The organism is Mucilaginibacter sp. SMC90, from assembly GCF_022811725.1.
GTDB lineage: Bacteria > Bacteroidota > Bacteroidia > Sphingobacteriales > Sphingobacteriaceae > Mucilaginibacter.
Genome location: NZ_CP094527.1, coordinates 3,214,961 through 3,241,869, shown reverse-complemented (window position 1 = coordinate 3,241,869; position 26,909 = coordinate 3,214,961). Strand labels below are relative to the sequence as shown.

Genomic DNA, 26,909 nt, shown 5'->3' with positions numbered 1-26,909 from the left:
ATATCATTAACACAAAACCTATTGTTATGTTAGAAGAAAGCAAAGCGTTCAGCGGATTTTCTGTAGATGATACAGCTAAAGCAAGGGCATTTTACGCCGGTGTGCTCGGCCTGAATGTAACTGACGTTCCTGAAATGGAAGGGTTGCTTAACCTTAATATTGCAGGCAGTACCCCCATTTTGATATACACCAAAGATAACCATACGCCTGCCACCTTCACTATTTTAAACTTTCCGGTTGATGATGTAGAAACAACTGTTGACGAACTCAGCTCCCGCGGAGTTAAATTTGAAATTTACAATCAGGAAAATTTTAAGACAAACGAAAAAGGAGTATTTCTCAGTGGCGGCCCCAAAATAGCATGGTTTAAAGACCCCGCAGGAAATTTCTTATCAGTTATAGAAAAGTAAATCTGCGTATACCTGTAAACAGGTATAAATTTATCCCATTTTGGGGAATTACCCTTACCTTCTGTGGGAATAAATTCCTCGGTACATCTATTAACTTTGCGTTAATTTCTCGCTTTTTTCACAACTATTCTCCGTATAATATCGTATAAACAGCCGTAAAGCTTATAATTACGGTTGTTTTTTATTTCAGGAATGTTTTTTGCCTATAATTACAGTGAGAAACAAAAGGAAAAAAATTATCCGATAGTTTATTTCATACTTAGCTTTCAGTTAAAATAGCTTACGGTTGTATTTCTTTCTTATTAACATGTTTATTAATTTATTTTTTTTGATATCAAGTATCGCTATAACAACAATAATAAAATCCCAATATATTAATAATAACAACTGCTTATCTCCCATAATTTAACCCCAATTAATTAAGCATGAAAAGAACGTTACTTATCGTAGACGACGACCTGAGCATATTAAAACTTCTAAACTTTATTCTTTCAAAAGAATATGATATTGTAGTTAAAAATAACGGCATTGAAGCCTTTAGCTGGCTTGAAGACGGCAATATGCCAGAATTAATAATATCCGACCTTCAAATGCCTTATTTTGACGGACAGTCGTTTGTTAAAAATGTAAAAATCAGCGGCTTTTATCGCGAGATCCCGGTTATACTGCTTTCTGCAGCCCATGATCTTGACGCCCAGGTAAGCGCCATGCCTTTTAAGGTTGATGCTTACATACATAAACCTTTTAACCCAACCGCATTAAAAACAGCCATTAACCAAGTTTTACAAGTTTATGAATCATCAAACATCTGATTGGAACGAAAGCTCAGGTTCTAACATCAGGATAGCTTATGCCGGTACTGAATTTAAGGAAAAGATCTCTAATGGCTTAAATGAAGGGTTTAAAATTGCGTACAGCACCTCTATTGACCAACTTACCGAGTATTTAGGAGATCAATCTATTTTATCCGTTCCGGATATTATCCTGGTTGAAGTAGACGCCGCCGGTAAATGGATTAAGCTTGTTGATGAAGTTAAAAAAAGCTTCCTGTTAAACGGTTTGATCATTGTGTTGCTTTCATCACAAAATGATAAATCATTAAGGCAGCAGGCTATCAAACTTAAAGTTCATGATTTTTACGGTGAGCCCTTTTCGATAAGCGACCTACGTGAAAGGCTTAACTTTTTGGTACGCTTTAAACTGATAAAACCCAAATTGCTCGAGCTATCAAAAGTAGTTGATACCGCGTATAAAATGCCAGCCGGTAAACGCCTTATCGACCTGGTGATTTCTGGTGGTATGATGCTGGCATTATCGCCTGTTATGTTGGTTGTTGCTATTTTGATCAAACTGGATTCTAAAGGACCGGTGTTTTACAAAAGCAAACGTGTAGGTACAGGTTATAAGGTATTTGATTTTTATAAGTTCAGATCGATGCGTACAGATGCCGATCAGTTACTTGCTAAATTATCTGCAGAAAATAATCAGTACGCATCAGAAGCCGGCGACAACAAAGTGGCCTTCGTTAAGATCAAGAACGACCCGCGTATTACTAAATTGGGCAATTTCCTCCGTAACTCAAGTTTGGACGAGCTGCCCCAATTGTTCAACATCTTACGTGGTGATATGTCGGTAGTAGGCAACAGGCCATTACCGCTGTACGAGGCCGAGATGCTTACCTCTAATGAATGGTCGATGCGTTTTCTTGGCCCTGCTGGTTTAACGGGCTTATGGCAGATCAGTAAACGCGGTAAAGAAGACATGTCTGAACGTGAAAGGAAAAAATTAGATAACTTTTATGCGCAGAAATATTCTGTTTGGTTAGATTTAAAAATTATTGTGGGTACAGTTCCCGCCCTGTTCCAAAAAGAAAAAGTATAACATCATGCCTGTGAAATTAAAGCTCACTTATCTTTTTATAATCGTTCTTTTATTTACAAGCCGTGCGCAAGCACAGCAAAATTCATTTATAAGTGATATTAACTACCCGTATCTCGAAAAACTGATAGCTACTGCTAAAAGGAATTACCCGGAAGTTAAAGCACGTCAAAGTCAGGTAAATGCAGCTAAAGGGCTTTATAACTCAACTGTGTTTTCGTGGCTTGATGGTTTAACGGCGTCATACATCTATAGCCCGCAAACATCCATCAATATTTCGCAGCCTACAATATTTAAAGGTTACCAGTTAGCCCTTTCGTTAAACATAGGGCAGTTATTTTCAAGGCCCGGGGCCATCCGCCAGGCAAAAGAAACCTATAAGGTAGCTGAGTATCAACAAGCCGAATATATGTTAAGCCTTGAAGCTCAGATTAAACGATTCTATTTTACTTATCTTGAGGCCCAGGCCGATTTGAGGATGCGCTCGAATGCTGTTATAGATGCAGAAAGCGCCGTAAAGCAATTAAAATACGCATTCCAAAAAGGTGAAACAACTTTTCAGATTTATAACGAACAACTTAACAGTTTATACAACCAGAACTCCTTTAAAGTACAAGCTGAATTAGCGACATTTACAGCCAAGACCAATCTTGAAGAATTATTGGGCACCAAATTAGAAGACGTTAAGTAACAAATGGAGATAGGCAATTTTTTTAATCTACTAAAAAAACACCGAAATACGCTGATAATTATACCGCTTGTAGCGGTAATAGCTTCGTTTTTCCTGGTAAAAAACTTACCCGATGATTACCAGTCGCACGCGGAAATAGCTACGGGTATTATTGATGCCTCCAGGCACTTGCTTGATAAGGATGCCACTGCCAACGTACAAGAGCAACAGGTTGACCGCGAGTTCAGCAACCTGATTGCTATCATGAAGTTAAAGAAACTTGTTGACCAGGTTTCTTATTCGCTTATGATCCATGACCTGAGCGACCCTGCCCCCTTTCGTAAGGCAAGTAAAGAATTGCTTGAAATGCACCCTTACGAAAAGGACAATGCGTTGGCAATTCTTAAAAAGAAATTTGCCACTCTTCAGCCTCTGTCTGTTTACGATAAAACCGAAAACACCCTGATTGAACTGCTCAGATCGATGAAATACGATGAGCGTAACCTGATGAAGGAGCTGGTAATTACCCGTGATGAGGGCAGTGACTTTATTGCTGTTAGCTTTGACTCAGAAAACCCGCAGCTATCGGCTTTCGTGGTAAATACGCTATCTAAACAGTTTATTGATTATTATACTCAGAGCGTAAAGCAAAACGAATCAAACGCAGTAACATTTTTATCAAACCTGTTAGATGCCAAGCGCAAAGCACTTAGCGAAAAAACGGGCGAGCTACAACAGTACAAAATTGAAAATGGTGTATTGAACCTTGACGAGCAGTCAAAAGCCATTTTTGGGCAGATCATGGTTTACAATGATAAAAAGTTGCAGGCCGATAAGGACGTAATATCATACCAAGGAGCTATTGATGCCATTAATCAAAAGTTTTCGCCCGATGAAAGAAAATACGTTGAAGCAGTAACCAACAAATATAACCAGGCTATTATTTCAACCCAGGAACAACTGCACACCCTTGAAGATCAGTATGTGCGCAGCGGGTTCAATAACAAGTATAAAGAATCGCTGGATTCGTTACAAACACAACTTGCCAATCAAATCAACTTAACATCTGACAAGTACATTACTAATCCGCTTGTTGCAAAAGACGATCAGATCAAACAAAAGCTTACGTTAGAAGTTTCACGTGATCTGGCTAAGTACAGCGTTAAATCAATCAATGGAGAGCTTGCCAATCTTAATGCCAAATTCTCGCGCCTTGTTCCGTTTGATGCTAAAGTAAAAACCTACGATTTTGATATTGATATTGCAGGTAAAGAATATCTTGACGTATTAAACAAATACAACGAAACCAACCTGCGCTCAAACTTTTCGATAAAACTTATCCAGGTTGAAATGGCCCAGCCGGATGTGGCCCAGCCGTCTAAAAAGATGCTGCTCATTATATTAAGCGGCATAGGTAGCTTGTTCGCCTGCATTTTTTGGCTGTTTGTTTTGTTCTATATTGATGATACCATTAAAAACCCAACAGAACTGGTTAACAAAACCCAGCTGCCATTGTTGGGCTATTTAAACAAGATAAGCGGTGAAAACCTGGACTTGCGTAAGCTTTGGGATGTTGAACACCGGGATAAAATGAAAACCTTTAAAGAGCTGCTACGCTCTATAAGGTTTGAAATTGATCAGGAATTAAGAGGAGAAAAAGTTTTAGCCATAACAAGCATTGAACCCACCGAGGGTAAAACCCTGCTTGCTATAAGCCTGGCCTATTCTTATTCCATGATTAACAAAAGGGTACTTTTAATTGATGGTAACTTTAACAATGCTACTATTAGTAATACTGCCCAGCCGCAGGTTTACCTGGAAGACTATTTTAAAAACAGCCAATTTGGCCAGCCGGAGCTTACCAGTTCAAACACTACTGTTTTAGGCAACCGCGGCGGCGATGTAACCTTACTTGAAATTGGCAGCGAGGCATTTGTGAAAAGCAAATTTGATGAGCTTAGGTCAAAATACGATGTAGTGATCATTGATACAGCACCGCTTACGGCGCTTAACAAATCAAAAGAGTGGTTATTATTTGCCAATAAAACCATAGCGGTTTTTGAAGCCAATAAAAAGATAACTAACCCTCAGAAGCAATACATCACCTATTTAAAAGGACTGGAAAATAAGTTTGCCGGTTGGGTGCTTAATAAAACTGATTACAATCAGAAAAAAGAGAAAAACTCATAGTTAGCCTGCCCGCAAAGCATCGTTAAATATCAATACTACTTAAAATGAGAATAGACCCTCCCAAACCCGAAAAGGATCCGTTTGAAGATTTAAGTCCGCTTCAAAAAAAAACACGTAAAGCGGCTATAGTATTTGCATTTATTGGTGTGTTTGTTTGGGCCGTGAAAATCCTGTTCCTGTAACTTAAAAAGCATTTCTATTCTACCCTCATGCGTAATGAACAAACAGGCAATAATGGAATTAAGCAAAACTTTTGGAAAAGCCTTGTGGTTCAAAAGTTTTCGCATCCGTTTGCGCTGTTTTTCCTGCTGATCACATCGCTTGTTATAAGCTTTTTAACTTATAAACTTGAGTTTATTGGTGTGGGGGCTGTTTTGGCATTAACCATTGGCCTGCCCATCGTATTCGCCATTACCGTTTATCCCGAGTTCGGGATCTGTGCATTAATTATAGCCGCTTTTTTTATCAGCTACGTTTCTGAATTTTTGCCGGATGAAGTACCAATAGGCACGTTGATGGACATGACAACTTACCTGCTCATCCTTGGTTTTTTCATTAAGCAACGTACCGAACAAAACTGGACTTATTTTAAAAACCCCATCAGTTACATGATATTGGTATGGCTGGGGTATAATATGCTTGAGTTTGTAAATCCATCTGCCGAATCAAGGTTAGCCTGGATTTACACTGTACGTACTGTGGGCTTTATTATGCTCATGTACTTTGTTTTTGTGTACCAGATCCGCACGGTAAAGTTTATTAAAACTTTGTTAAAACTTTGGATCTTCCTGGATATACTTGCAGGGATTTCTGCCTTTCAACAAGAAAATATAGGCTTCTTTCCATTCGAGCATAAATATCTATACGCCGACCCGCTGCGGGTAAGCCTGTTATTCATTAACGGTCACATGCGTAAATTCGGGATATTTTCAGACCCGGTTACATTTTCATATAACATGGTTATCGGGGCTTTGCTTTGCGTAGTACTCCTTATGGGTGATATCCCTGTTAAACGTAAAGTGCTGCTGGGTTGCATTGCGGGCTTCTTTTTATATGTAATGCTTTATTCAGGTACAAGGGCAGCCTATGTGTTGGTGCCGGGAGCGCTGTCAATGCTGGCTGTATTAAATTTTAACCGCCGCGTTTTAACTTTTACACTTGTTGCAGCTGCACTGCTTGGTATCCTGATCGTGATGCCCACTTCAAACCCGCTAATTAAGCGTTTCCAAACGGCTTTTAATCCTTCAGATGATCCGTCTTATAACGTTCGTGCTGAAAATCAGAAAAAGATCAAACCTTTTATCCTTTCCCACCCCATTGGTGGTGGTTTGGGCTCTGTAGGGGTTTGGGGCCGTAAGTTTTCGCCAAACTCCATGCTGGCTAAGTTTCCGCCCGATAGCGGTTATGTACGTGTATCTGTAGAAATGGGCTGGGTTGGTCTGCTGTTATTTTGTACTTTATTTTTTGTGGTACTTAAAACAGGTATCAACTTTTATTTTAGCATCAAAAATCCTGAGCTTAAAAACTATTGCCTGGCTATGTTACTGATCCTGTTTGCATTTAACATAGGTAACTTTCCGCAGCAGGCAATCGTTCAATATCCGTCAAATATCCTGTTTTACCTGGCCATATCCATTCTGGTGGTATGCAAACGTATTGACGATCAGGAGCAGGAGCATTTGAAAAAGAATACCAGTGCAGAGCCAGTACTAATTTAATTAAGCAGATGTCAATTGTATCATCCATAAAATCAAATCCGAAATTAAAAAAGTTAGTCCACTGGATGCTGATCCCACCTGGTCAATCAAGGCCAAGGCTTTGGGTTAGACTGATACTTAACCGTTTTTTTCATGAGCGCGGCAAGGGAAGCGTAGTAAGACGAAATGCACGAATGGACCTTTTCCCTTTCAATAAATTTTCCCTCGGTATAAAAAGTATTGTGGAGGATTTTGCGGTGATCAACAACGGGGTTGGTGATGTTTTTATCGGTGAAGGGTCGGGCATTGGTATTAGTACCGTCATAATAGGGCCGGTTAAAATAGGCAAATTTAGTATGACGGCGCAACATGTTGTTATCTCGGGCCTTAACCATGGTTATCAGGATGTAAGTATCCCTCCCCGCCATCAAAAAGTTACTACTAAACAAATCACTATCGATGATAATGTATGGATCGGCGCTAACTGTGTGGTAACTGCCGGCGTAACCATTGGCAAACATTCGGTTATTGGGGCTGGCAGTGTAGTTACACGGGATATCCCGCCTTATTCTGTAGCGGTTGGCAACCCTGCCAAAGTAATAAAACAGTATAATTTCACAACACAAACGTGGGAGAAAGCGTAAAACAATCTACATGAGTTTATTTAAAAAGTTAATAAACAAACACACGCTTTCGCTGGCAACCAATGCGGTATTACCAGTTTTGGGGATGGTGATATTATCGTTGCTGGCCCGCAGGTTAAGCAAGCCCGACTTTGGTAATTATGTATTTTTCCTGATTGTATTTACACTGGCAGATACTTTTCGCACCGGTTTTCTTCAAACCTCACTTATAAAATTCTATTCAGGCTCCAGCACCGAAAGGAAGAGAAATATTTCCGGGTCAACTTGGTACCTGGGCTTTATGATCACCCTGGTATTTGCTGTTGTAAACCTGTTGATCTATTTGATTTACAGAAACCCGGATGCCGATATAGCCATTACCCTTAAATGGTTTAGTCTTATTTATTTCTGTACCCTGCCATCAGCTGTGAGCCTTTGGATACTCCAGGCCGAAGAACGTTTTGATAAAATGTTCATTTTGCAATTGATGAACCAGGGAGGCTTCCTGGTACTGGTAGTGGGCTTAGCTATTGCGGGCAAATCAGATTTTGAAACAACCATCTATTCTTACTTTGCAGCAAACCTGCTAAGTAGCATTATTTGTATTATTATTGGTTGGGCCAAGGTAAAAACCATAGCTTACAAAAGCTGGGATACTATAAAACAAATGGCTCATTTTGGTAAATTCAGCGTAGGTACATCCATAAGTTCATACCTGCTCAGAAGCTCGGATACGCTGATTGTAAAGCCCATGTTCAGCCCTGATTTGCTGGCTGTTTACTATATCCCGCAGAGGCTTATGGAGATTTTTGAAATTCCGTTAAGGGCATTTATCTCTACTGCATTACCTGCTATGTCGGCTGCGGTACAGCGCGGAGATAAAAAGCATGTTACTTATATTATGAAGAAATATGCGGGTATGCTTACCATGGCACTCACCCCTATTGCCATTGTTTGTTTTGCAGCTGCCGATCTTATTATTGGGTTGATATTCGGTGCAAAATATCAGCACTCTGATGCCGGCAATATCTTTAGGATTTTTATGTGTTACGTGATGCTCTTGCCTATCGACAGGTTTTTCGGGATCACGCTTGATATCATCAACAAACCGCACCTTAACATGATCAAGGTGTTCCTGATGCTAACGGTTAACGTAATTGGCGATTTTACAGGTATTCTTGTATTTCACAGTCTTTATGCCGTTGCAATTGCATCAATATTTACATTTTTTACAGGAGCCATATTTGGTTATTGGGCATTGAAGAAGAACCTGCAATTTAAAATATCCGACATTTTTGTTTTAGGTTACATCGAGCTAAAAGAATTGATCGGTGTAGTGTTCAACAAAATCAAAGGAAAACAACTAACTGAATAGCAAGCTATATTTATGGAGCTAAAAAACCGGCATATCGTTATATTCTCGCAAATGCAGTTTGATAGCCGTCTTGAGTCAACAAACTACACTATGGCCAAACACTTGGCTAAAGATAACTACGTATACTATGTTGACAGACCGTATACCTGGAAAGATTATATCCAGTTTAAGGATACGCCTGGTTATAATGCCCGCAAACCGCATTTCTTTTCACCAAAAGATAGCTTTATCCAAACAGAGATCCCCAATTTAAAGATCATTATTACAGCTCCCGTACCGTCTATCAACTCGCTGCCCGAAGGTGCCGTATACCGGCTGGCACTGAAAGTTAACGAAAATATTGTGGCAAGGAGGCTTAATAAAGTAATTAAAAACCTGGGGATTAAAGAATATATATTCATTAATTCATACGCGTTTTACTATCCAACCATGCACCGGTTGCTGAAGTTAAAACCGCTGCTCAAAGTTTATCATTGCGTTGATCCGCTAATCGAAGAGTACCAAACCCGTCACGGCCTTATATCTGAAGATATTTTAGTGAAAGATATGGATATGGTGATTAGCACCAGCAAGGAGTTAAGTAATATTAAAGCAAAGCTTAACCCTAACTCCTATTTTGTACCTAACGCAGCCAACATCAGCCACAGTCAAAAAGCGCTTGACCCGGCTTTACCTGTTGCGGAGATCCTTGCGGATACCAAAAAGCCCATCATTGGCTATTTCGGTAATATTGAACGCCGAATTGATTATGACCTGCTAACACAATTAACGGTACAAAACCCCGATAAAAGCTTTGTATTTGTCGGACCGGTTGATATAGACTACGAAAATAATCCTGCTTTTAACGCGCCTAATATTTCCAAAAAAGGTGCAGTACCTTATGAGCTATTACCTGCCGTGCTCAAAGGCTTTGACGTTGCCATTATCCCTTTTAAAAAAGATGATGTCAGCAGCTCAATTTTCCCACTTAAATTATTCGAATACCTGGGCTCCGGCCGCCCTGTTGTGATCACTGATTTCAACGAAGACCTGGAAGAATTTACCGGTGATACCGTGTACATCTGCAAAAATGCTGATGAGTTTACTGCCGCTATTAACCTATCGTTAAACGATACTCCTTTTTTACAGCAAAAAAGATTAAAAGTAGCAGCACAAAATACATGGGAGCACCGTATAACAGAGATCAAGAGCTTGCTGGCAACAAATTTGAATAATAAGCAGAAAGGTTAATTTTTAAAGCAACACGCCTGTTTACTTATAATTAATACAAAACAGGCTTTATCGTCAAAAACACATGGAAATCATCAAATTCATTGCATCAGTTATCGCCATTTTGCTGTTTATATATCTTGGGGTATATAGCCTGTACCTGTTTGTGTTCTCGGTGTTGGGGAAATTAATTCCCATTAAGCAGCCTGCTACAGCAACTAAGCTCAGCAAATTCATAGTTTATATCTGTGCTTATAAAGAAGATGAAATTATTTTAAATTCGGCAGCAGCAGCGCTAACCATCGATTATCCCCAGGATAAGTTTACGGTTTGTGTGATAGCCGACTCTATGAAACCCGAAACTATCGCCAAATTAAGGCAGATGCCTTTGCAGGTAGTTGAAGTAGTTTTTGAAACCAGCACCAAATCAAAAGCATTAAATAAAGCAATTGAAAATACAGCCGCAGGGTATGACGCAGCTGTTGTTTTTGATATTGACAATATTGCTGCCCCCGATTACTTATACCAGATCAATAATTATTTACAAGCAGGCCACCGTGTGGTTCAGGGCCATCGGGTAGCAAAAAACTCAAACACACAAGTGGCGATACTTGATGCTGTAAGTGAAGAAGTTAACAATCATATTTTCAGAAAATCACAGCAATTATTTAAGTTTTCGGCAGCCATAATAGGTTCAGGGATGGCTTTGGAGTATAACCTTTTTGTAAATGTGATGTCGCGTATTGATGCTGTAGGTGGCTTTGATAAGGAGATGGGCCTGCTGCTTACCCGTGATAAGGTCCACGTTGCTTATGCAGAAAAAGCATACATCTATGATGAAAAAGTAAGCAACCCGGCGGTGTTTGAAAAGCAGCGCAAACGTTGGCTGTCGGCCCAGTTTAATTTGCTTAAAAAGTATGGCGCTACTGCTCCTGCTCAGTTTTTCCGCGGCAATTTTGATTACGTTAATGAGATTTACCAAATGGCTATACTGCCGCGCGTACTAATGCTTGGCCTTATGCCGCTCATGTTATTGGTGTCTTTTTTTACTCCGGGTATCGGCCCGCACTGGCATTTATGGCTTGGCGCAACCGTGGCTTGTTACCTTGGTATTATAGTTGCAATACCAACATCGTTCTACAACGGAAAACTATTAGAAGCTATGCTTAAACTGCCCCTTATATTTTTCACCATGTTCCTGCTGTTGTTTAAACTAAAGGGAGCAAATAAAAAGTTTATTCATACGCCGCATGATCATGCTCCGACCGAACCCGTAAACGAACAGGCACTGTTGTTAAATAACGGAAACAAGACTAATAATTAATTGAAACAGGAATAATATAGCATATAAATAATTATGGATGCCCCTCTTAATACCGACGTTATAAGCATGTTAAACAATACTGCTGCAGATTATCCCAAAGAAAAGGCACTTATCCATTTAACGGCAGCGGCGGCGCATCAATACCCGGATAAGGTTGCACTGAAGTTTCATGAACGCACTTTAACCTATAAAGCGCTTAATGAAGCTGCTAATAAACTGGCTGGCTACCTGATTGATCAGGGGCTTAAAAGAGGCGATGTTGCCGGCGTTGCACTTGACCGCTCGCCCGAAATGGTGATATCGCTGTTAGCCGTAATGAAAACCGGTGCAGCTTATGTACCACTTGATCCGGAATATCCAAAAGACCGTATTGAGTTTATGCTGGAGGATTCATCAGCCAGGATCCTGATCACCTCCGAAAAATATCATAACCATTTTGCGGCAAACTCAACCGAAGTTTTGATTGAGGCTGCGTTAGACAAATTTCCGTCATACCCAGCTACCGAGCCTGAAACAGTTGTAAGCGGTGAAGACCTTGCTTATATCCTTTATACATCCGGATCAACAGGAAAACCCAAAGGTGTCCAGATCCGTCATTTTAGCCTGATCAACTTTTTGGTGAGCTGCCAAACGGTTCCCGGCTTAACACCCGATGATAAAGTATTAGCTGTAACCACCATATCATTTGATATTGCCGGGCTCGACCTGTATTTACCATTGATAACGGGTGCTGAACTTTTATTAGCTGATTCGACCACTGCAAAAGATGGCCGAGCATTGGTTGATCTGGTTAAGGCAGAAGACGTAACCGTAATGCAGGCCACCCCTTTTACCTGGCGCATGATGCTGGTATCTGGCTGGGACAGCAAATTACCTTTAAAAGTTTATTGCGGTGGCGAGGCATTTCCTAAAGACCTGGTTACGCAGTTATTGCCCAAATGCGAGGAGATCTGGAACCTGTATGGGCCAACAGAAACAACCATTTACTCAACCATAAAACAGATTACCAGCGATGAAGATATTACCATTGGTAAACCTGTTGCCAATACCCAGATCTACATTTTAGACGAAGCTCTTAATAACCTTACTGATGGTTCCATCGGTGAGATTTATATAGGTGGCGATGGTGTGGCAGTTGGTTACCTGAACCGTGCAGAATTATCTGCCGAGCGGTTTGTGAAGGATATTTTTTCGCCGGTTGAGGGTGCCCGCATGTACCGTACCGGCGATTTGGGCAAAATCAGGCAGGATGGCGAAATTGTTTGTCTGGGTCGTATTGACCACCAGGTTAAAGTACGTGGATACCGTATTGAGCTGGAAGAAATTGAGCAAAACCTTTTAAAGCAGGAAAATATTAAACAGGCTGTAGTTATAGCCCGCGAAGACACTCCCGGCATGCCACGCCTGGTAGCCTATGTAATTTCACCTGAGTCAAAAGAAGGCATCGACCTTAAAAACCAGTTTGATGCATGGCAAAAAGGGCTGCTTGCCGTTTTGCCAGAATACATGGTGCCGGATGATTTTGTGGTGATGGATATGATCCCTATTACGCCAAACGGCAAAATAGACCGCAAAGCACTGCCTAAGCCTGATTATAATATCATCTATCGCGAAGGCGAATTTGTTTCTCCGCGTACTGATAACGAAAAATTAGTAGCCAGGATATGGCAGCAAAACATGGGTATTGAACAAATCAGTATCCTTGATAATTTCTTTGAGCTTGGCGGTCGTTCATTAGTTGCTGTAAAAATCATGGCTGCTATTGAACAGGAAACCGGCAGGCGTTTACCGCTGGCTACTTTATTTGAGCATGCTACTATCGAGAAACTTGCAGCAAGGCTTGAAGGTGATGAAGTTATCAGTTGGGAATCGCTTGTGCCTATTAAACCCGATGGCAGCAAAATGCCTTTATACATTGTACATGGCGCAGGTTTAAACGTATTACTGTTCAATGCACTTGCCATGAACATGGATGCAGAGCAACCGGTTTATGGTTTACAGGCCCGCGGCTTAAACGGCATAGATGAACCGCTTGATGTAATGGAAGAGATTGCGGCTAATTACATAGCCGAAATCGTAGCTAAGAACCCTGAAGGCCCTTATGCTTTGGCAGGCTATTCATTAGGTGGCATTATTGCCTACGAAATGGCAAATCAACTTATAGCAGCAGGCAAAGAGGTAAAAATGGTAGCAATGTTTGATACCTATGCAGAACGCTCAAACGTAAATGATAGCAAAGCCAGAAAAATAGTTGATAAAACTGCGCTTCGCGCAAAGCAATTTGCACATAGCTTTGTGTTACTGGCCGAAGATCCCAAACGCACGATTGAATATAAAGGCCTGATGCTTAAGCGTCAGATGATAAAACTTTACTGGAAGGTATTTAAACCTAACCAAAAACGCGAAGGTTTTTTTGCCTACGACAACGAGATTGATGAGGCAAGCGAAAAAGCTTTACGCAACTATATATTGAAGCCGCTAAACATAACCCTCGACCTGTTCAGGGCAAAAAAACGGACTTTTTATATGGAAGACTTTGAGTTTTTAGGCTGGAAGCCGTTTGCACAAAAAGGTGTGAATGTACATGAAATTCCAGGCGAGCACAATACCATATTTGCTCCGCCAAACGATAAGGAGTTTGCTGAAGTACTGCAGAAGTGTTTGGACAGGGCGGCAAAAAATTAAGCTGCCCCTAACACTCATTTAATAAAAACCAACCGTGTTAAAACCTTAATTGCAATGAGCTTAACCGGCGGTGTTACTTATGAATACTACTACTACCGAAAAAAATTTAAAACCGACAGGCAAAGCAAGGGTTTACTTCTCCAACTTAAACGGGGTAAGGGCTCTTGCCGCGCTTATGGTGGTTATATCCCATATCGAGCTGCATAAAGTTGATTTTCATGTAGCCCGGATCCCTTATATTACGATATTTAATTTTGGCAAAACAGGGGTCACCATTTTCTTTGCGTTAAGCGGTTTCCTGATCACTTATTTGTTACTTGAAGAGAAACGGAATTTTTCGGCTGTTAATTTCAAAGCATTTTATATTCGGCGGATGCTCAGGATCTGGCCTCTGTATTTCCTGCTCGTAATTATTGGTTTTTTTGTTTATCCCCGGCAGGGCTCAATAAATGCCTTGTGGCTCTCTGTTTTTTTTATGCCCAACCTGGCATTTTGCCTTAGGTTGCTGCCGGATATTTTCAACCCTATCTGGTCAATTGGCACCGAGGAGCAATTTTATATTTTTCACCCGCATTTTTTCAGGATAAAGAGTTATAAGAAAATACTTTATGCATTTATAATTTTTATTCTGTTCATGTGGACGCTGCAGCTAACCATCAACCACCTGAAACACACCAATCTTATCTGGAAACTATTCAGTCAGTTTTTTTATTACGCGCGCTTTGATAATATGATGATCGGGGCTGTGGTAGCCATAGTATTTCATAATACCAATTACCCAACATTTAAGTTCAGGCTACAATCACTGTTTGATTTGATTTTTAAACCTTATATGCAGGTTATACTCTCTATTGTGTTTTTGGGCTACGTATACCTGTACCTCACACACGATATTGGTCATGGCGATGTTCCGCTGGCTATTATTTCTTCGTTGCTTATCGTAAACCTTTGCCAGGCCGAAACCAGTATCTACACCATAAACAGCAAGATACTTAATTTCATCGGGCAAATCTCCTATGGCATTTACCTGCTGCATAAGTACCCGTTATTTTTAACCCTTTTCCTCGTACATAAATACATTCCAACCATGAATATGGTGACGCAGAATGTCATCATATATGTTACTACTATTACATGCGCCATCGGGCTGGCCTCATTATCCTACTTTGGATATGAAAAGCCTTTTCTTACCATTAAGAAACGTTTTCAGAAAATTACGCAATGAAGGTTATTGCTGCTTAAGTTCAATTACCGACGTAAAGGTATTTATACCCGTACCGGGTTTGTGTTTATAATTAAAAGCATCGCTGGCACGTGCAATGATCATCAGGCCATAATGTTCATTTAATCCCATAATGGTTTCTTTGTTGACGTATTGTATATCAAAATCTTCCGTAAAAAACTCAAGCTGGTTACTATTTTTCACCCGCCCCTTTAACGTGCCGAAATCATCGCCATAAATGGCAATTTCATTTTGGGAAAGCTTGCTATTTGTTAATGGCCAGGTTAACAACGCCTGCCTGGTGTTAATTTGCAGGGGCTTTCCTCTATCTTGTTTACTGATATATAGCTTATTATTTTTCAGATCGACCCCAATCCGGGTAACGTCATCTCCCATGTGCTTAAGCGAGTTTGTAAGCAGTTCAATCAGGATGGTTTTTATCCTGAAACCTGCATGGTCATCAACTATATCTTTCGCAATATTTTGTATATAGCTAATAATCTGAACTGTTAAAGGATAAATTCCTTCGGTTTCATTGTTAAAAACAAACTTTTTCACGGTAGTAAATTAGTTTATGCCCCGGTTAAAGCCTCTTGTGTATTTGTATAGATCTTAAACACTTTGTCAAGCCGTACTAATTGAAACAAGGATTTGATATCGCTATTTAAACCCACTACGGCAATATCAGCGCCATTATTCATAGCCAGTTTAAGTGCTGATACCAGTGCGCCTAAAAAAGAACTGTCAACATAAATAACCTGTTCAAAATTTACTATAATAAACTTATTTCCATTATTAACCAGGCTAATAAGCTCTGATTTAAACTGTTCGGAGTTTGCCAAATTTGCTTCTTTAAGCTGTATATCCGCAATTAATGCATTATCAAGCAAATGTGTTTGTAATATCATTTTTTGTTTTTTGAATAAATATTAAACTGCAATCGTCAATTTGCTCTTTTGCTTTTTTGTTTAAAAAGCCATCATATTTTAAAGTTGCGAATGAATTAAATTTACCAAGAAATTTTACAATTTCATCAGTAAAACCATCCAGATCAGTCTTTTTCCCCGCCGGGGTTTCTTTATCTATTAAGCCATCGGTTATCAATATTAATTGGTCACCAGGCAGCATGGTAAACAAATGTTCATCAAAATGCCCCTCTTTGCTAATTCCCAGTAATAAGCCGGATGAGGCAATCCTGTTAAGCTTATTTTCGGCGCAGCTAAAATGCAGCAGAGGCAGATCACCCGCGCCAGTATAACTTAATGTATCATTCTCCGCATCAATCATGATAAGTGACAGCGTTGATAAAACCTCGCTCACAACCGGATCGTGATAAATAACCGAATTGATTTTTTGCATAATGCTTTTGGTAGATACATCTCCTTCCGAAACGCATAACCTTACGGCCGCTCTTATATAACTTAGGTAACCGAATGAAAAAAACCATGCACCCCATTTTTTCCCCATAACATCGCCCAGGATTATAAAAGTATACCTGCTATTAATAGTTATAGCGTCGATAAAATCGCCACCCGGATAATTCTCAAATGATTTATGCCAGAAATCTATTTCGAAACCATTAACACGCGGTGTTTCCTGCGGAACGGAATACAAATTTAAAGCCATTGCAGCGCTGCTAAGCTCTCTTATGGTATGCTCGTGCCTTTCGCGGATGCTGTTCAAAAAATTATTGATCTTTGAAATGATAAACGCAATAGGAGTATCCTTATCAATGTAATCAATAGCATCCATACTGATCCCCGCAATCATATGTGCATGGTCAGTAACTGATGTTAAAAACATAAAAGGGATATTTTTATATTCAGGTATGGCAATTAAACGCTGCCTGAAGGCAAAACCATCGGTACCGGGCATTTGATAATCAGACAGGATCAGATCAGGGATCTCATTTTTAAGCAAAGCCATAGCCTCCTCTGCATTACCGGCCCGGCTGCTTTCAAAACCTTCTTTTTCCAAAGCCTGACCAATAACCATCAAAATAAGCGGGCTATCGTCAACCAGTAGTATTTTCGGATGTTTCGGCATAGTTTGTACAATCAGGAATTGATTTTACGGAGTATGGCATTTATAAACAAATATACGCCTGTTAGCACTATTAATACAGATATAACATCCATTAAAGTTATGCCGTCATCCTTTGAAAAATAAAAAATGGTAAACATTTCAAAATAAGGGGGTGCCGGCATAATGATCATGGCTAAACCAAGTATGATCATGGTAACCGCAATTCCTATCAAAACAATCCGTTTTAACCTTTCGTGAAACAGGTATTTTTTTGACTCCCTGCTATCAACCTGATGTTGGGTAAGTAAAAGCTCAAGGTTAGTTACCATATCCAGGCGGCTTTGATCCTGGTTTAAACCGCTAAAAGCATCAAACTTTTGAAGGCCGGAAGTATTTTCAACAGCATTATTTATTTTTTGCTGTATTGCTTTAATATGCTCTTTATCAATATCTCCCTTTTTGAGTAATTGTATGAGTTCATCAGCCTTTGTATTAAGCAGCGACAGATCATTGTTAGATTGGTTATTCTTCAAAGGAATATAGTGATATATTGGTTAACTTTTACTGATATTCGCCGTAAAAAGCAATATTGATAATAACCCCTGTTTAATGAAAAAAGTTTCTGTTGTAACCGTAAATTTCAATCAGCCTTCGGTAACCGAAGAAATGTTATTATCGATTAAAAATACGAGTACTTACAGCAATATGGAAATAATTGTTGTTGATAACGCAAGTAAAATAAATCCGGTGCCCGATTGGAAAATAAAATATCCTGAAATAATATTTATGAGGTCGGATATCAATCTTGGTTTTGCAGGCGGAAACAATCTCGGACTTACAGCTGTAACCGGCGATTATATCTTTATGGCCAACAATGATACCGAGTTTACCCCTAATCTGGTTGAAAAACTGGTTGAGGTAATGGATAATAACAGCGATGTTGGCATGTTGTCGCCAAAAATCAAATATTTCAGCGATAAAAATCTGATACAATACGCTGGCTACACGCCAATGAACTATTATACATGCCGTAACAGTGTCATAGGTTTAAAGCAAAAAGACGAAGGGCAGTTTGATCATATAACCGCTCCTACGGCCTATTGCCACGGCGCAGCTATGATGATCAGGAAAGAGGCTATTGAAAAGGCAGGGATGATGTGCGAAAACTTTTTTTTATACTATGAAGAAGTTGACTGGTGCGAACACATCATAAGGGCCGGCTTTAACGCCTGGGTTTGTACCGATGCACTCATTTACCATAAGGAATCGGTTTCAGTAGGTAAAAAAAGTAAGCTTAAAGAATATTTCATGAACCGCAACAGGATCCTGTTTATCCGCAGGAATGCCCCGTTGTTCAAAAAAATCTTCTTCTACTTTTATTTTTTACTGCTTGTTGTACCCCGCAACGTGGTTAGTTATATCAAAGAAAAACAATACGGATTTATCCCCATGCTTTTTAAAGCCGTGTGGTGGAACTTTACCCATTCAAAAAACAGCAGCAATTTAGGATACCCCATTAATACCATAGGATGAAAATAATTTTAGTTATAAGTCTTTTTATTGTTTTTTACACATTTGCCGGTTACGGAATTTTCCTTTACCTCATTATCAGGATCAAAAGGATTTTTAAAGGCAAAAAAGCACTGCCCGCAGAAAATCAGGATACACTGCCTTCGTGTACCCTGATCATTGCTGCTTACAACGAAGAATATTTCATTGAACAAAAGATACATAACAGTATCCAGCTCAATTATCCTGAAGGGAAATTAAAGCTGCTTTTCGTTACCGACGGATCATCAGACAAAACACCTGATATTATTGCGAAGTATCCTCAGATCCAATTATTGCACAAACCTGAGCGGGCGGGCAAAATTGCAGCAGTACACCGCGCTATGGAGTATGTTGATACCGATGCCGTTGTGTTTACCGATGCCAATACGTTTTTAAACAAAGATGCCCTGATAAAGATTTGCAGGCATTACAGCGATGTAACAGTGGGCGCTGTTGCCGGCGAAAAGCGGGTGCACATTGATGAAAATGCAGATGCCAGTGCAGCAGGCGAAGGTTTTTACTGGAAATATGAGTCGGCCCTGAAAAAATGGGACTCTGAGCTGTATTCGGTTGTCGGTGCAGCGGGTGAACTATTTAGTGTACGCCGTTCGTTATATCAACCGGTTGAACCGGATACCGTGCTTGATGATTTTATGATCTCGATGCTGATAGCTGCTGAAGGATACCGGATTATTTATGAACCTGAAGCATATGCTACAGAAACCGCGTCTGAAAACGTTTCGGAAGAACTGAAAAGAAAAGTGAGGATAGCTGCCGGAGGGATCCAATCGATCTTAAGACTTAAAAAATTATTCAATCCGTTCCCCTACCCTGTTTTATCATTCCAGTATATCAGTCACCGGGTTTTGAGGTGGACAATTACCCCCTTCCTGCTTATATTGTCATTTATTTTAACAGTTGTTTTGGCGCTTAAACATAGTGAAACCGAAATGCAAGCCTTATTATTGGCACAGGTATTGTTTTACATACTTGCTTTACTTGGTCTGCTTATGGAAAAGCGTCAGTTGCGCATAAAAGTTCTTTTTATTCCCTACTATTTTTGTGTCATGAATTACGCTGTACTGGCGGGTATAATCCGTTATTTCAGTACTAAGCAAAGCGCGGTTTGGGAAAAAGTACAACGAAAACAGTAACCCATTGATTATAAGTTAACAGGATAATTGCTCTACAGTTTAAAACATTGAATGAATAAAAAGGCACCATTAAAATAATTTATCATAAAGGAGATAACATTAAAAAAATTTATCTTCAGCTGCTTTTTGAATTACCTGTCAACTAATTTGAAAGTATATTTAGACCGCTTAACCACGGTCAAACCTTATTGAGCCTGATGAATACTGAGCCGGGGATTATTTTAAAAAGTGGGGAAACTATTGCCCCTACGGTATACGACCTATTTGAACAACAGCGGATAAAATTACCCGATGCTATCGCCGTTGTGCATAATAACGATTCGCTTACTTATCATCAACTTTACCAAAAAGCTGATGAACTGGCGCACGCTATCATTACCATCGATCCCGGTTCGGAGATTATTGGTGTAAGCGCAAGCCGAAACATTTACACTATAATTAGTGTGCTGGCTATATTGAAAGCCGGCAAAGGTTACCTGCCCCTTGACCCGGAATACCCAAAAGAACGGCTCGAAACGATCATTAATGATTCAGGTATCCAGACATGTATTACCGCTTCAGACAACAAACCGCTGTTTGAGGGCCTGCCTGTCAAGATCCTGCTTGCAGATAGCAACCATGCCCAAGACGCTGAATTATCCGGGCAACCTGGTTTGCCTGATATTGCTTATGTATTATATACTTCGGGCTCAACAGGTACCCCTAAAGGTGTTTCTATGGGTAATGCCGCGCTGGTGAATCTGTTGCTGTGGCAGCAGGAAAATTCTATATCTGCAGCGGGTATTAATACCCTGCAATTTGCGCCGTTAACCTTCGACGTTTCCTTTCAGGAAATCTTTGCTACTTTAGGTACCGGTGGTACCTTAGTTTTGGTTGATGAAGAATTACGTATAGATCCGGTTAAGCTGCTTCAGTTTATTGACAGGCATGCTATAAACCGCATCTTTTTGCCGTTTGTAGTGCTGCAGTATCTTACAGAGGCGGCCATAGCAAACAATTACATCCCTGGTTCATTAAAAGAGGTAATGACCGCCGGCGAGCAGTTAAAGATCACTCCGCAAATAGTAAGCTTTTTTAACGCCCTGCCTGCGTGCGTACTTTTTAATCAATACGGCCCCACCGAAACGCACGTTGTTACTGAGCTTAAGCTAAGCGGCGATGCATCGTTATGGCCTGCCCTCCCATCCATCGGCATTGCTATCAGTAATACCGAGATCATATTACTTGATGAAAACCTGAAAAGGGTTACCGGTGATGAAACCGGCGAACTATGCGTTTCGGGTATAAGCCTGGCTAACGGCTACCTGAACAAACCCGAACTAACTGCCGAGAAATTCATCGACTGGAAAGAAGGCGACAAAACTATCCGGATTTATCGTACCGGCGACCTGGCCCGTTTTATGGACGATGGAAACATCGAATACCTTGGCCGCAGGGATACCCAGGTTAAAATACGCGGCAACCGTGTAGAAATAGGCGAAATTGAAGTACTGATCAATCAGCTTGATAATATAAAACAGGCGGTGGTAACAGCACCTGCCGATGCAGCAGGACAAAAACGGCTTGTAGCCTATCTTGTATCATCAGGAGATAAAGAAGATACGGAGTTGGTTCGCAAAGCTCTCGAAGAACAACTTCCTGATTTTATGCTCCCATCTGCCTATGTATGGCTGAAGGAACTGCCTAAAACCACCAGCGGCAAGGTTGACAGAAAAGCGCTCCCCAAGCCAGACATTAAACGTCCTGAACTTGATGTGCTTTATAAAGCCCCATCAAATCAAATTGAAAAAAACGTAGCGGCCATCTTGATCGAACTGCTGCAATTTGACAAAGTAGGTGTTGATGACAACTTTTTTCAACTCGGTGGTAACTCACTACTTGCTTTAAAAACAGTTGCCCTGTTAAAACAGCGTTTTAACTACGAGGTACCTATCACCAAACTATATCAATATCCTACTATTGGCGGTATCACCCGGTTAATTGGTGGAGTAAATAAACAAATTTCTCCTCTTTCGGTACAAAAAGCGAGATCAGCAGATAGCACAGATGTTGCCATCGTTGGTATGGCAGGTCGTTTCCCCGGTGCTGATACTATCGATGAATTTTGGAAAATGCTGGCAGAGGGCCGTGAAGGTACAAGCTTTTTTAGCGAAGATGAGTTGGATAAGTACGTTCCGCTTTACGAAAAAAACAATGCAGCCTATGTAAAAGCAAGGGGCATCATCAACGGTGCCGACGAGTTTGATGCCGGCTTTTTTGGCTTTACCCCTCGAGCAGCAGAATTAATGGATCCGCAACAACGGATCTTTTTAGAGCTTGCTTGGGAAGTATTGGAGAAAACAAGCCATCTGCCTCAAAAATACAATGGCCTTACCGGCGTATTTGCTGGTTGCGGATACAACACCTACTATAATAACAATGTATTAACCAACCCGGAAATTGTTGAAACCGTTGGGCATTTCCAGGTTCGTACCTTGAACGAAAAAGATTACATAGCAACCCGTACTGCTTATCAATTAAACCTTAAAGGCCCAGCTGTGGCCGTTTATTCTGCATGTTCAACTTCGTTACTGGCCGTAACCCAGGCAGTAAACAGTATCCGCAGCGGACAATGCCAGGTTGCAATTGCAGGTGCAGCTTCTGTTACATCGCCTGTAAAAAGCGGTCATATTTACGAAGAAGGTTCCATCATGAGCATTGATGGACATTGCCGCCCCTTTGATGCAGAAGCCTCCGGCACTGTTTTTAGCGATGGCGCAGGTGTAGTGCTGTTAAAGAACCTTGAAGATGCGCAGCGCGACGGTGATACCATTTACGCTGTTATAAAAGGTGTTGGCGTAAACAACGACGGGGCCGAAAAAGGCAGTTTTGGCGGGCCAAATGCTTATGGCCAGGCCGGAGCTATAGCTATGGCCATTGCAGATGCCGGAGTAGATGCTTCAACCATAAGCTACGTGGAAGCTCATGGTACTGCCACCCCACTTGGCGACCCAATAGAAATTGAAGGGCTTGCCCTTGCATTTGGGCAGCAGGAGCAAAAACAGTTTTGTGCAATAGGCTCCGTAAAGAGTAATTTCGGCCACTTAACTGCTGCTTCGGGAGTTGCCGGGCTGATCAAAACAGTGCTGGCAATGCAGTATGCACAAATTCCGCCGTCACTTTTCTTTAAAAAGATCAATCCTAATATCGATATTGAGAACACGCCATTTTTTGTTAATGCCGAACTTAAACCATGGAACGCTGAGCTTAAACGCGCGGGCATCAGTTCGTTTGGCGTAGGCGGCACTAATGTGCATGTTGTTTTAGAAGAATATAAAAACGCTAAACCAGCAGATGCCGGAACCAATAAGCCTTCAAAATTGATTAGTTGGTCGGCCAAAAACGAAGAAAGCTTAGCCAGATATGCAGTTAAACTTGCTGCATTTGTAAACACTAATAAAAATATTGATATTAATGATGCGGCATACACCTTGCAAACTACACGCGCCGATTTCAACTACCGTCGTTTTGTAATAGCTTCTGATGCCGATGACCTTATAGTTAAACTGAACGCTACAAATTCAGATCCGTCCTCAACCAAAAAACTCAGTACCGTTCCAGCAGAGGTAGTATTCATGTTTCCCGGTCAGGGCTCGCAATTTATAAATATGGGGCATGACCTGTATCAAAACGAGCCTGCCTTTAAAGATTCGGTAGATGAATGTATCAGCCTGTTACAAGGCACAATCCATGAGGGGCTGCTTGAAGTAATTTTCGGTGATCCCGCAGATCAGCAATCGGCACAGCGAATAAAAAACACACTGTATACCCAGCCTGCACTGTTTATTTTAGAATATGCAATGGCCCGCTTATGGATGAGCAAAGGTATCCAACCCGCTATACTGATGGGCCATAGCATAGGTGAATTTGTAGCAGCACATCTGGCTGGTGTATTTAGCCTAAAGGATGCCTTAACGTTGATATCCGAACGGGCACGTTTGGTAAGTAGCGCGGCAAATGGTCAAATGCTCTCAATACGTATTGAAGAAGATCAGTTAAAAAGCATATTACCTGCAGGGCTTTCTATCGCAGCTGTAAACAGTAAAAAACTATGCGTAGTAGCCGGACCGGAAGATGCAATTACTGATTTTACTGCGGAACTATCTCAAAAAGGAATTCCGGCAAGGTTACTTTTAACCAGCCATGCGTTCCATTCATTGATGATGGATGATATTGTTGAGCCTTTTAAACAAGTAGTAAAATCTGTTACCTTAAATAAGCCAACCAAGCCTGTTGTATCAACCGTTACAGGTAATTGGCTAAGCGAGGCCCAGGCAACTGACCCTGGTTACTGGGCACAGCACTTACGCAGCACAGTTCGTTTTGCAGATGCATTAGATATTGTAACAGACAACGATAGCCGGTTGCTGCTTGAATGCGGCCCCGGAAATATACTGGCTACCCTTGCACGCCAGCATTGTGCAGGTAAAAACATTGCTATAGTATCGGGCTTTGAACAAAATGATACATTAACAGAATATCAAAGCTCGTTAAAAGCTTTAGGCCAGTTATGGCTAAATGGCATCGAACCAAATTGGGAGGCAACCTATTGGGGCCAAAACCGTAAAAAGATTGATATCCCAACCTATGCTTTTGATCATAAACGGTATTGGCTTGAACCTGCCGTAACAATAAATATAGTTCCGGAAACCTTAACACAACAACAAATTAATTCGACAACTACGCAACCTGTACTGATGAGGAAGGATATTTTAATTGATAAACTTAAAGAGATCTTTGAAGATGCCGCCGGTATTGAAATAGATATGGCTGCTGCTGGCATGAGCTTCATTGAAATAGGCTTCGACTCGCTTTCACTTACGCAAATAGCAACCAATCTGAAAAAGATCTTCAACGTACCTATTACATTCAGAAAACTATTTGAAGAATATAATAGCCTTGAATTGCTTGCGGTTTACCTGGATAACAATTTGCCTGCCGATGCATTTCAACCGCAGGTTGCCCCTGCTGTAAACCCTGCATTTCAGCATGGAGAAACCAATACCGCTGCACAACCTGCTATTCAGCATCACGCGCAGGTTATTCCCTCGGCATCAGGCAATAACGGTATTCCTGCCTACACTGCCCCCGGCCATGGAAATAACGATATTGCTATTAGCTTAATATCTCAGCAATTGCAGTTGCTGGCCAATCAATTATCATTTATACAAGGTAATCCACCTGCGGCGCAGGCCCCGGCTCAACAAACGTATAGTGCTCCCGCTCCGGCGGTTACCCCCGCAAAATCTTTGTTATCACTGGCCGCAGATTTTACGCCCGAAGAGCAGGTTGAACTTAAAAAACCTTTCGGGGCAACCGCCCGTATCGAAAAACAGGTACAGGGCTTAACTGATAAACAACAGGCATTTTTAAAAGACTTTACAGAGAAATACAACACCAAAACAAAAGGCAGTAAGGCCCAAACGCAAAAAGACAGGCCTTACATGGCCGACCCGCGCGTGGTTAGCGGTTTCCGCCCGCTAACCAAGGAGATCGTTTATCCGTTGATAGTTAACCGCTCAAAAGGTAGCAGGGTTTGGGATATTGATGGCAACGAATACATAGATGCACTGAATGGTTTCGGATCAAATTTCCTTGGCTATCAAACCGACATTTTGAAACAGGCTGTTTTAGACCAGGTTGAAAAAGGATATGAGATAGGCCCCCAGCACGAACTTGCCGGCGAGGTTGCTAAATTGATATGTGAATTTACCAATTTTGATCGTGCTGCTTTATGTAATACAGGTTCTGAAGCTGTTTTGGGAGCAATGCGTATTGCCCGTACTGTAACCGGACGGTCGCTTATCGTAGCCTTTAATGGTTCATACCATGGTATTAATGATGAAGTTATTGTTCGTGGAACCAAGAAGCTAAAAACTGTACCTGCGGCCCCCGGCATTATGCCCGAGGTAGTACAAAATATGCTGATCCTTGATTACGGCACCGAAGAATCATTAAAGATAATTGCCGAGCGCGCTCATGAGCTTGCAGCTGTTTTGGTTGAACCGGCCCAAAGCCGCCGGCCGGATTTTCGCCCTATCGAGTTTTTGAAAAGGGTTAGAGAAATTACCCGCCAGTCGGAAACTGTTTTGATTTTTGACGAGGTGATCACCGGCTTCAGGATGCACCCGGGTGGTGCCCAGGCCATGTTTGGCATTAAGGCCGATCTGGGCACTTATGGTAAAGTAATTGGCGGTGGTATGCCAATTGGTGCTATTGCCGGCATCAGCAAATATATGGATGCCCTTGATGGCGGTAACTGGCAATTTGGTGATGACTCATCGCCCGAGGCCGGTGTAACCTATTTTGCAGGCACCTTTGTGCGCCACCCTCTGGCTTTAGCTACAGCAAAAGCATCATTAACCTATATGAAGAAAAAAGGCCCTGCCCTGCAGGAAAGCCTTAACGCCATGACCAAACGCCTTGCCGATTCCTTAAATGAAATTTGCGAAAAAGAAGGATTGCCACTACACATCCCATCATTTGGTTCGTTATGGAAAATCAAGTTTGATTACGAACTGGCTTATGGCGAGCTGTTGTTTACGCTCATGCGCTTTAAAGGCATCCATATCTGGGATCTTTTCCCTTGTTTTATAACAGCCGCTCATACACATGAAGAGGTTGATAAAATCATTAATGCTTTTAGTGAAAGCGTTTATGAATTGATTGAAATTGGTATTATGCCAACCCACAAACCCGAACCGGCAAAGGTTGAGCCGGCAAAAAATGGCCTGCCCGCCGAACCGCCGGTACCAGGAGCAAAACTGGGCCGCGATAAAGATGGAAATCCGGGTTGGTTTATAACCGATGCAAATAATCCAGGAAAATACTTACAGGTAAAGATCAGCAACAACTAA

At 41.1% G+C, this 26,909-nt stretch carries 20 protein-coding genes; 16 read left to right on the top strand and 4 right to left on the bottom strand.

Annotated elements, in window-relative coordinates:
* Positions 1-26: 26 nt before the first annotated feature.
* The 13 genes from MTO98_RS13695 (at position 27) to MTO98_RS13635 (ending at position 15,286) form a co-directional block, all read left to right on the top strand.
* Positions 27-410, top strand: coding sequence for a VOC family protein (locus MTO98_RS13695; protein WP_243487212.1), 384 nt, complete (start codon positions 27-29; stop codon positions 408-410).
* Positions 411-835: 425 nt separating this feature from the next.
* On the top strand, positions 836-1,222 hold the full coding sequence (locus tag MTO98_RS13690) for a PleD family two-component system response regulator (RefSeq protein WP_243487211.1): 387 nt from the start codon (positions 836-838) through the stop codon (positions 1,220-1,222).
* Complete coding sequence (locus tag MTO98_RS13685) at positions 1,203-2,291, top strand: sugar transferase (RefSeq protein ID WP_243487210.1); 1,089 nt, start codon at positions 1,203-1,205, stop codon at positions 2,289-2,291. The genes MTO98_RS13690 and MTO98_RS13685 overlap by 20 nt, the downstream gene beginning before the upstream one ends.
* A 4-nt stretch (positions 2,292-2,295) precedes the next feature.
* Positions 2,296-2,979: a TolC family protein gene (locus MTO98_RS13680; protein WP_243487209.1), complete on the top strand. Its 684-nt coding sequence runs from the start codon at positions 2,296-2,298 to the stop codon at positions 2,977-2,979.
* A 3-nt stretch (positions 2,980-2,982) separates the two neighbouring features.
* On the top strand, positions 2,983-5,148 hold the full coding sequence (locus MTO98_RS13675) for an AAA family ATPase (protein WP_243487208.1): 2,166 nt from the start codon (positions 2,983-2,985) through the stop codon (positions 5,146-5,148).
* A gap of 44 nt (positions 5,149-5,192) precedes the next feature.
* Positions 5,193-5,330 (top strand): hypothetical protein, encoded by a 138-nt coding sequence (locus tag MTO98_RS13670; RefSeq protein ID WP_167667979.1) that lies wholly within the window; start codon positions 5,193-5,195, stop codon positions 5,328-5,330.
* A gap of 27 nt (positions 5,331-5,357) precedes the next feature.
* On the top strand, positions 5,358-6,866 hold the full coding sequence (locus MTO98_RS13665) for an O-antigen ligase (protein WP_243487207.1): 1,509 nt from the start codon (positions 5,358-5,360) through the stop codon (positions 6,864-6,866).
* Positions 6,867-6,874: 8 nt separating this feature from the next.
* A complete protein-coding gene (locus tag MTO98_RS34365) occupies positions 6,875-7,489 on the top strand; it encodes a DapH/DapD/GlmU-related protein (RefSeq protein ID WP_243487206.1) in 615 nt (204 codons plus the stop codon).
* Between the two features lie 10 nt (positions 7,490-7,499).
* On the top strand, positions 7,500-8,843 hold the full coding sequence (locus MTO98_RS13655) for a lipopolysaccharide biosynthesis protein (protein ID WP_243487205.1): 1,344 nt from the start codon (positions 7,500-7,502) through the stop codon (positions 8,841-8,843).
* A 12-nt stretch (positions 8,844-8,855) separates the two neighbouring features.
* On the top strand, positions 8,856-10,073 hold the full coding sequence (locus MTO98_RS13650) for a glycosyltransferase (protein WP_243487204.1): 1,218 nt from the start codon (positions 8,856-8,858) through the stop codon (positions 10,071-10,073).
* A 64-nt stretch (positions 10,074-10,137) separates the two neighbouring features.
* Positions 10,138-11,376: a glycosyltransferase family 2 protein gene (locus MTO98_RS13645; RefSeq protein ID WP_243487203.1), complete on the top strand. Its 1,239-nt coding sequence runs from the start codon at positions 10,138-10,140 to the stop codon at positions 11,374-11,376.
* Between the two features lie 33 nt (positions 11,377-11,409).
* Positions 11,410-14,061: an amino acid adenylation domain-containing protein gene (locus tag MTO98_RS13640; RefSeq protein ID WP_243487202.1), complete on the top strand. Its 2,652-nt coding sequence runs from the start codon at positions 11,410-11,412 to the stop codon at positions 14,059-14,061.
* A 79-nt stretch (positions 14,062-14,140) separates the two neighbouring features.
* Positions 14,141-15,286: an acyltransferase gene (locus tag MTO98_RS13635; RefSeq protein ID WP_243487201.1), complete on the top strand. Its 1,146-nt coding sequence runs from the start codon at positions 14,141-14,143 to the stop codon at positions 15,284-15,286.
* Between the two features lie 3 nt (positions 15,287-15,289).
* On the opposite strand, the gene MTO98_RS13630 is transcribed toward MTO98_RS13635, so the two are convergent.
* From MTO98_RS13630 to MTO98_RS13615, 4 genes are read right to left on the bottom strand one after another with little or no spacing between them, the layout of a single operon-like run.
* Positions 15,290-15,841: a hypothetical protein gene (locus MTO98_RS13630; RefSeq protein WP_243487200.1), complete on the bottom strand. Its 552-nt coding sequence runs from the start codon at positions 15,839-15,841 to the stop codon at positions 15,290-15,292.
* A gap of 14 nt (positions 15,842-15,855) precedes the next feature.
* Complete coding sequence (locus MTO98_RS13625; protein ID WP_243487199.1) at positions 15,856-16,191, bottom strand: STAS domain-containing protein; 336 nt, start codon at positions 16,189-16,191, stop codon at positions 15,856-15,858.
* Positions 16,166-17,329: a PP2C family protein-serine/threonine phosphatase gene (locus MTO98_RS13620; RefSeq protein ID WP_243487198.1), complete on the bottom strand. Its 1,164-nt coding sequence runs from the start codon at positions 17,327-17,329 to the stop codon at positions 16,166-16,168. Before MTO98_RS13620 ends, MTO98_RS13625 begins: the two co-directional genes overlap by 26 nt.
* A gap of 11 nt (positions 17,330-17,340) precedes the next feature.
* Positions 17,341-17,841 carry a hypothetical protein gene (locus MTO98_RS13615; RefSeq protein ID WP_243487197.1) on the bottom strand — a complete coding sequence of 167 codons (501 nt, stop codon included), beginning with the start codon at positions 17,839-17,841 and terminating at the stop codon, positions 17,341-17,343.
* A 76-nt stretch (positions 17,842-17,917) separates the two neighbouring features.
* Between MTO98_RS13615 and MTO98_RS13610 the strand changes: the two genes are divergently transcribed.
* The 3 genes from MTO98_RS13610 to MTO98_RS13600 all read left to right on the top strand — a co-directional run bounded on the left by MTO98_RS13610 (position 17,918) and on the right by MTO98_RS13600 (position 26,909).
* The gene (locus MTO98_RS13610) at positions 17,918-18,841 is read left to right on the top strand and encodes a glycosyltransferase family 2 protein (RefSeq protein WP_243487196.1); all 924 of its coding nucleotides are present in this window, start codon (positions 17,918-17,920) and stop codon (positions 18,839-18,841) included.
* Positions 18,838-20,013 (top strand): glycosyltransferase family 2 protein, encoded by a 1,176-nt coding sequence (locus tag MTO98_RS13605; RefSeq protein WP_243487195.1) that lies wholly within the window; start codon positions 18,838-18,840, stop codon positions 20,011-20,013. The genes MTO98_RS13610 and MTO98_RS13605 overlap by 4 nt, the downstream gene beginning before the upstream one ends.
* Positions 20,014-20,210: 197 nt before the next feature.
* Positions 20,211-26,909, top strand: a complete 6,699-nt coding sequence (locus MTO98_RS13600) for a polyketide synthase (protein WP_243487194.1) — start codon at positions 20,211-20,213, stop codon at positions 26,907-26,909.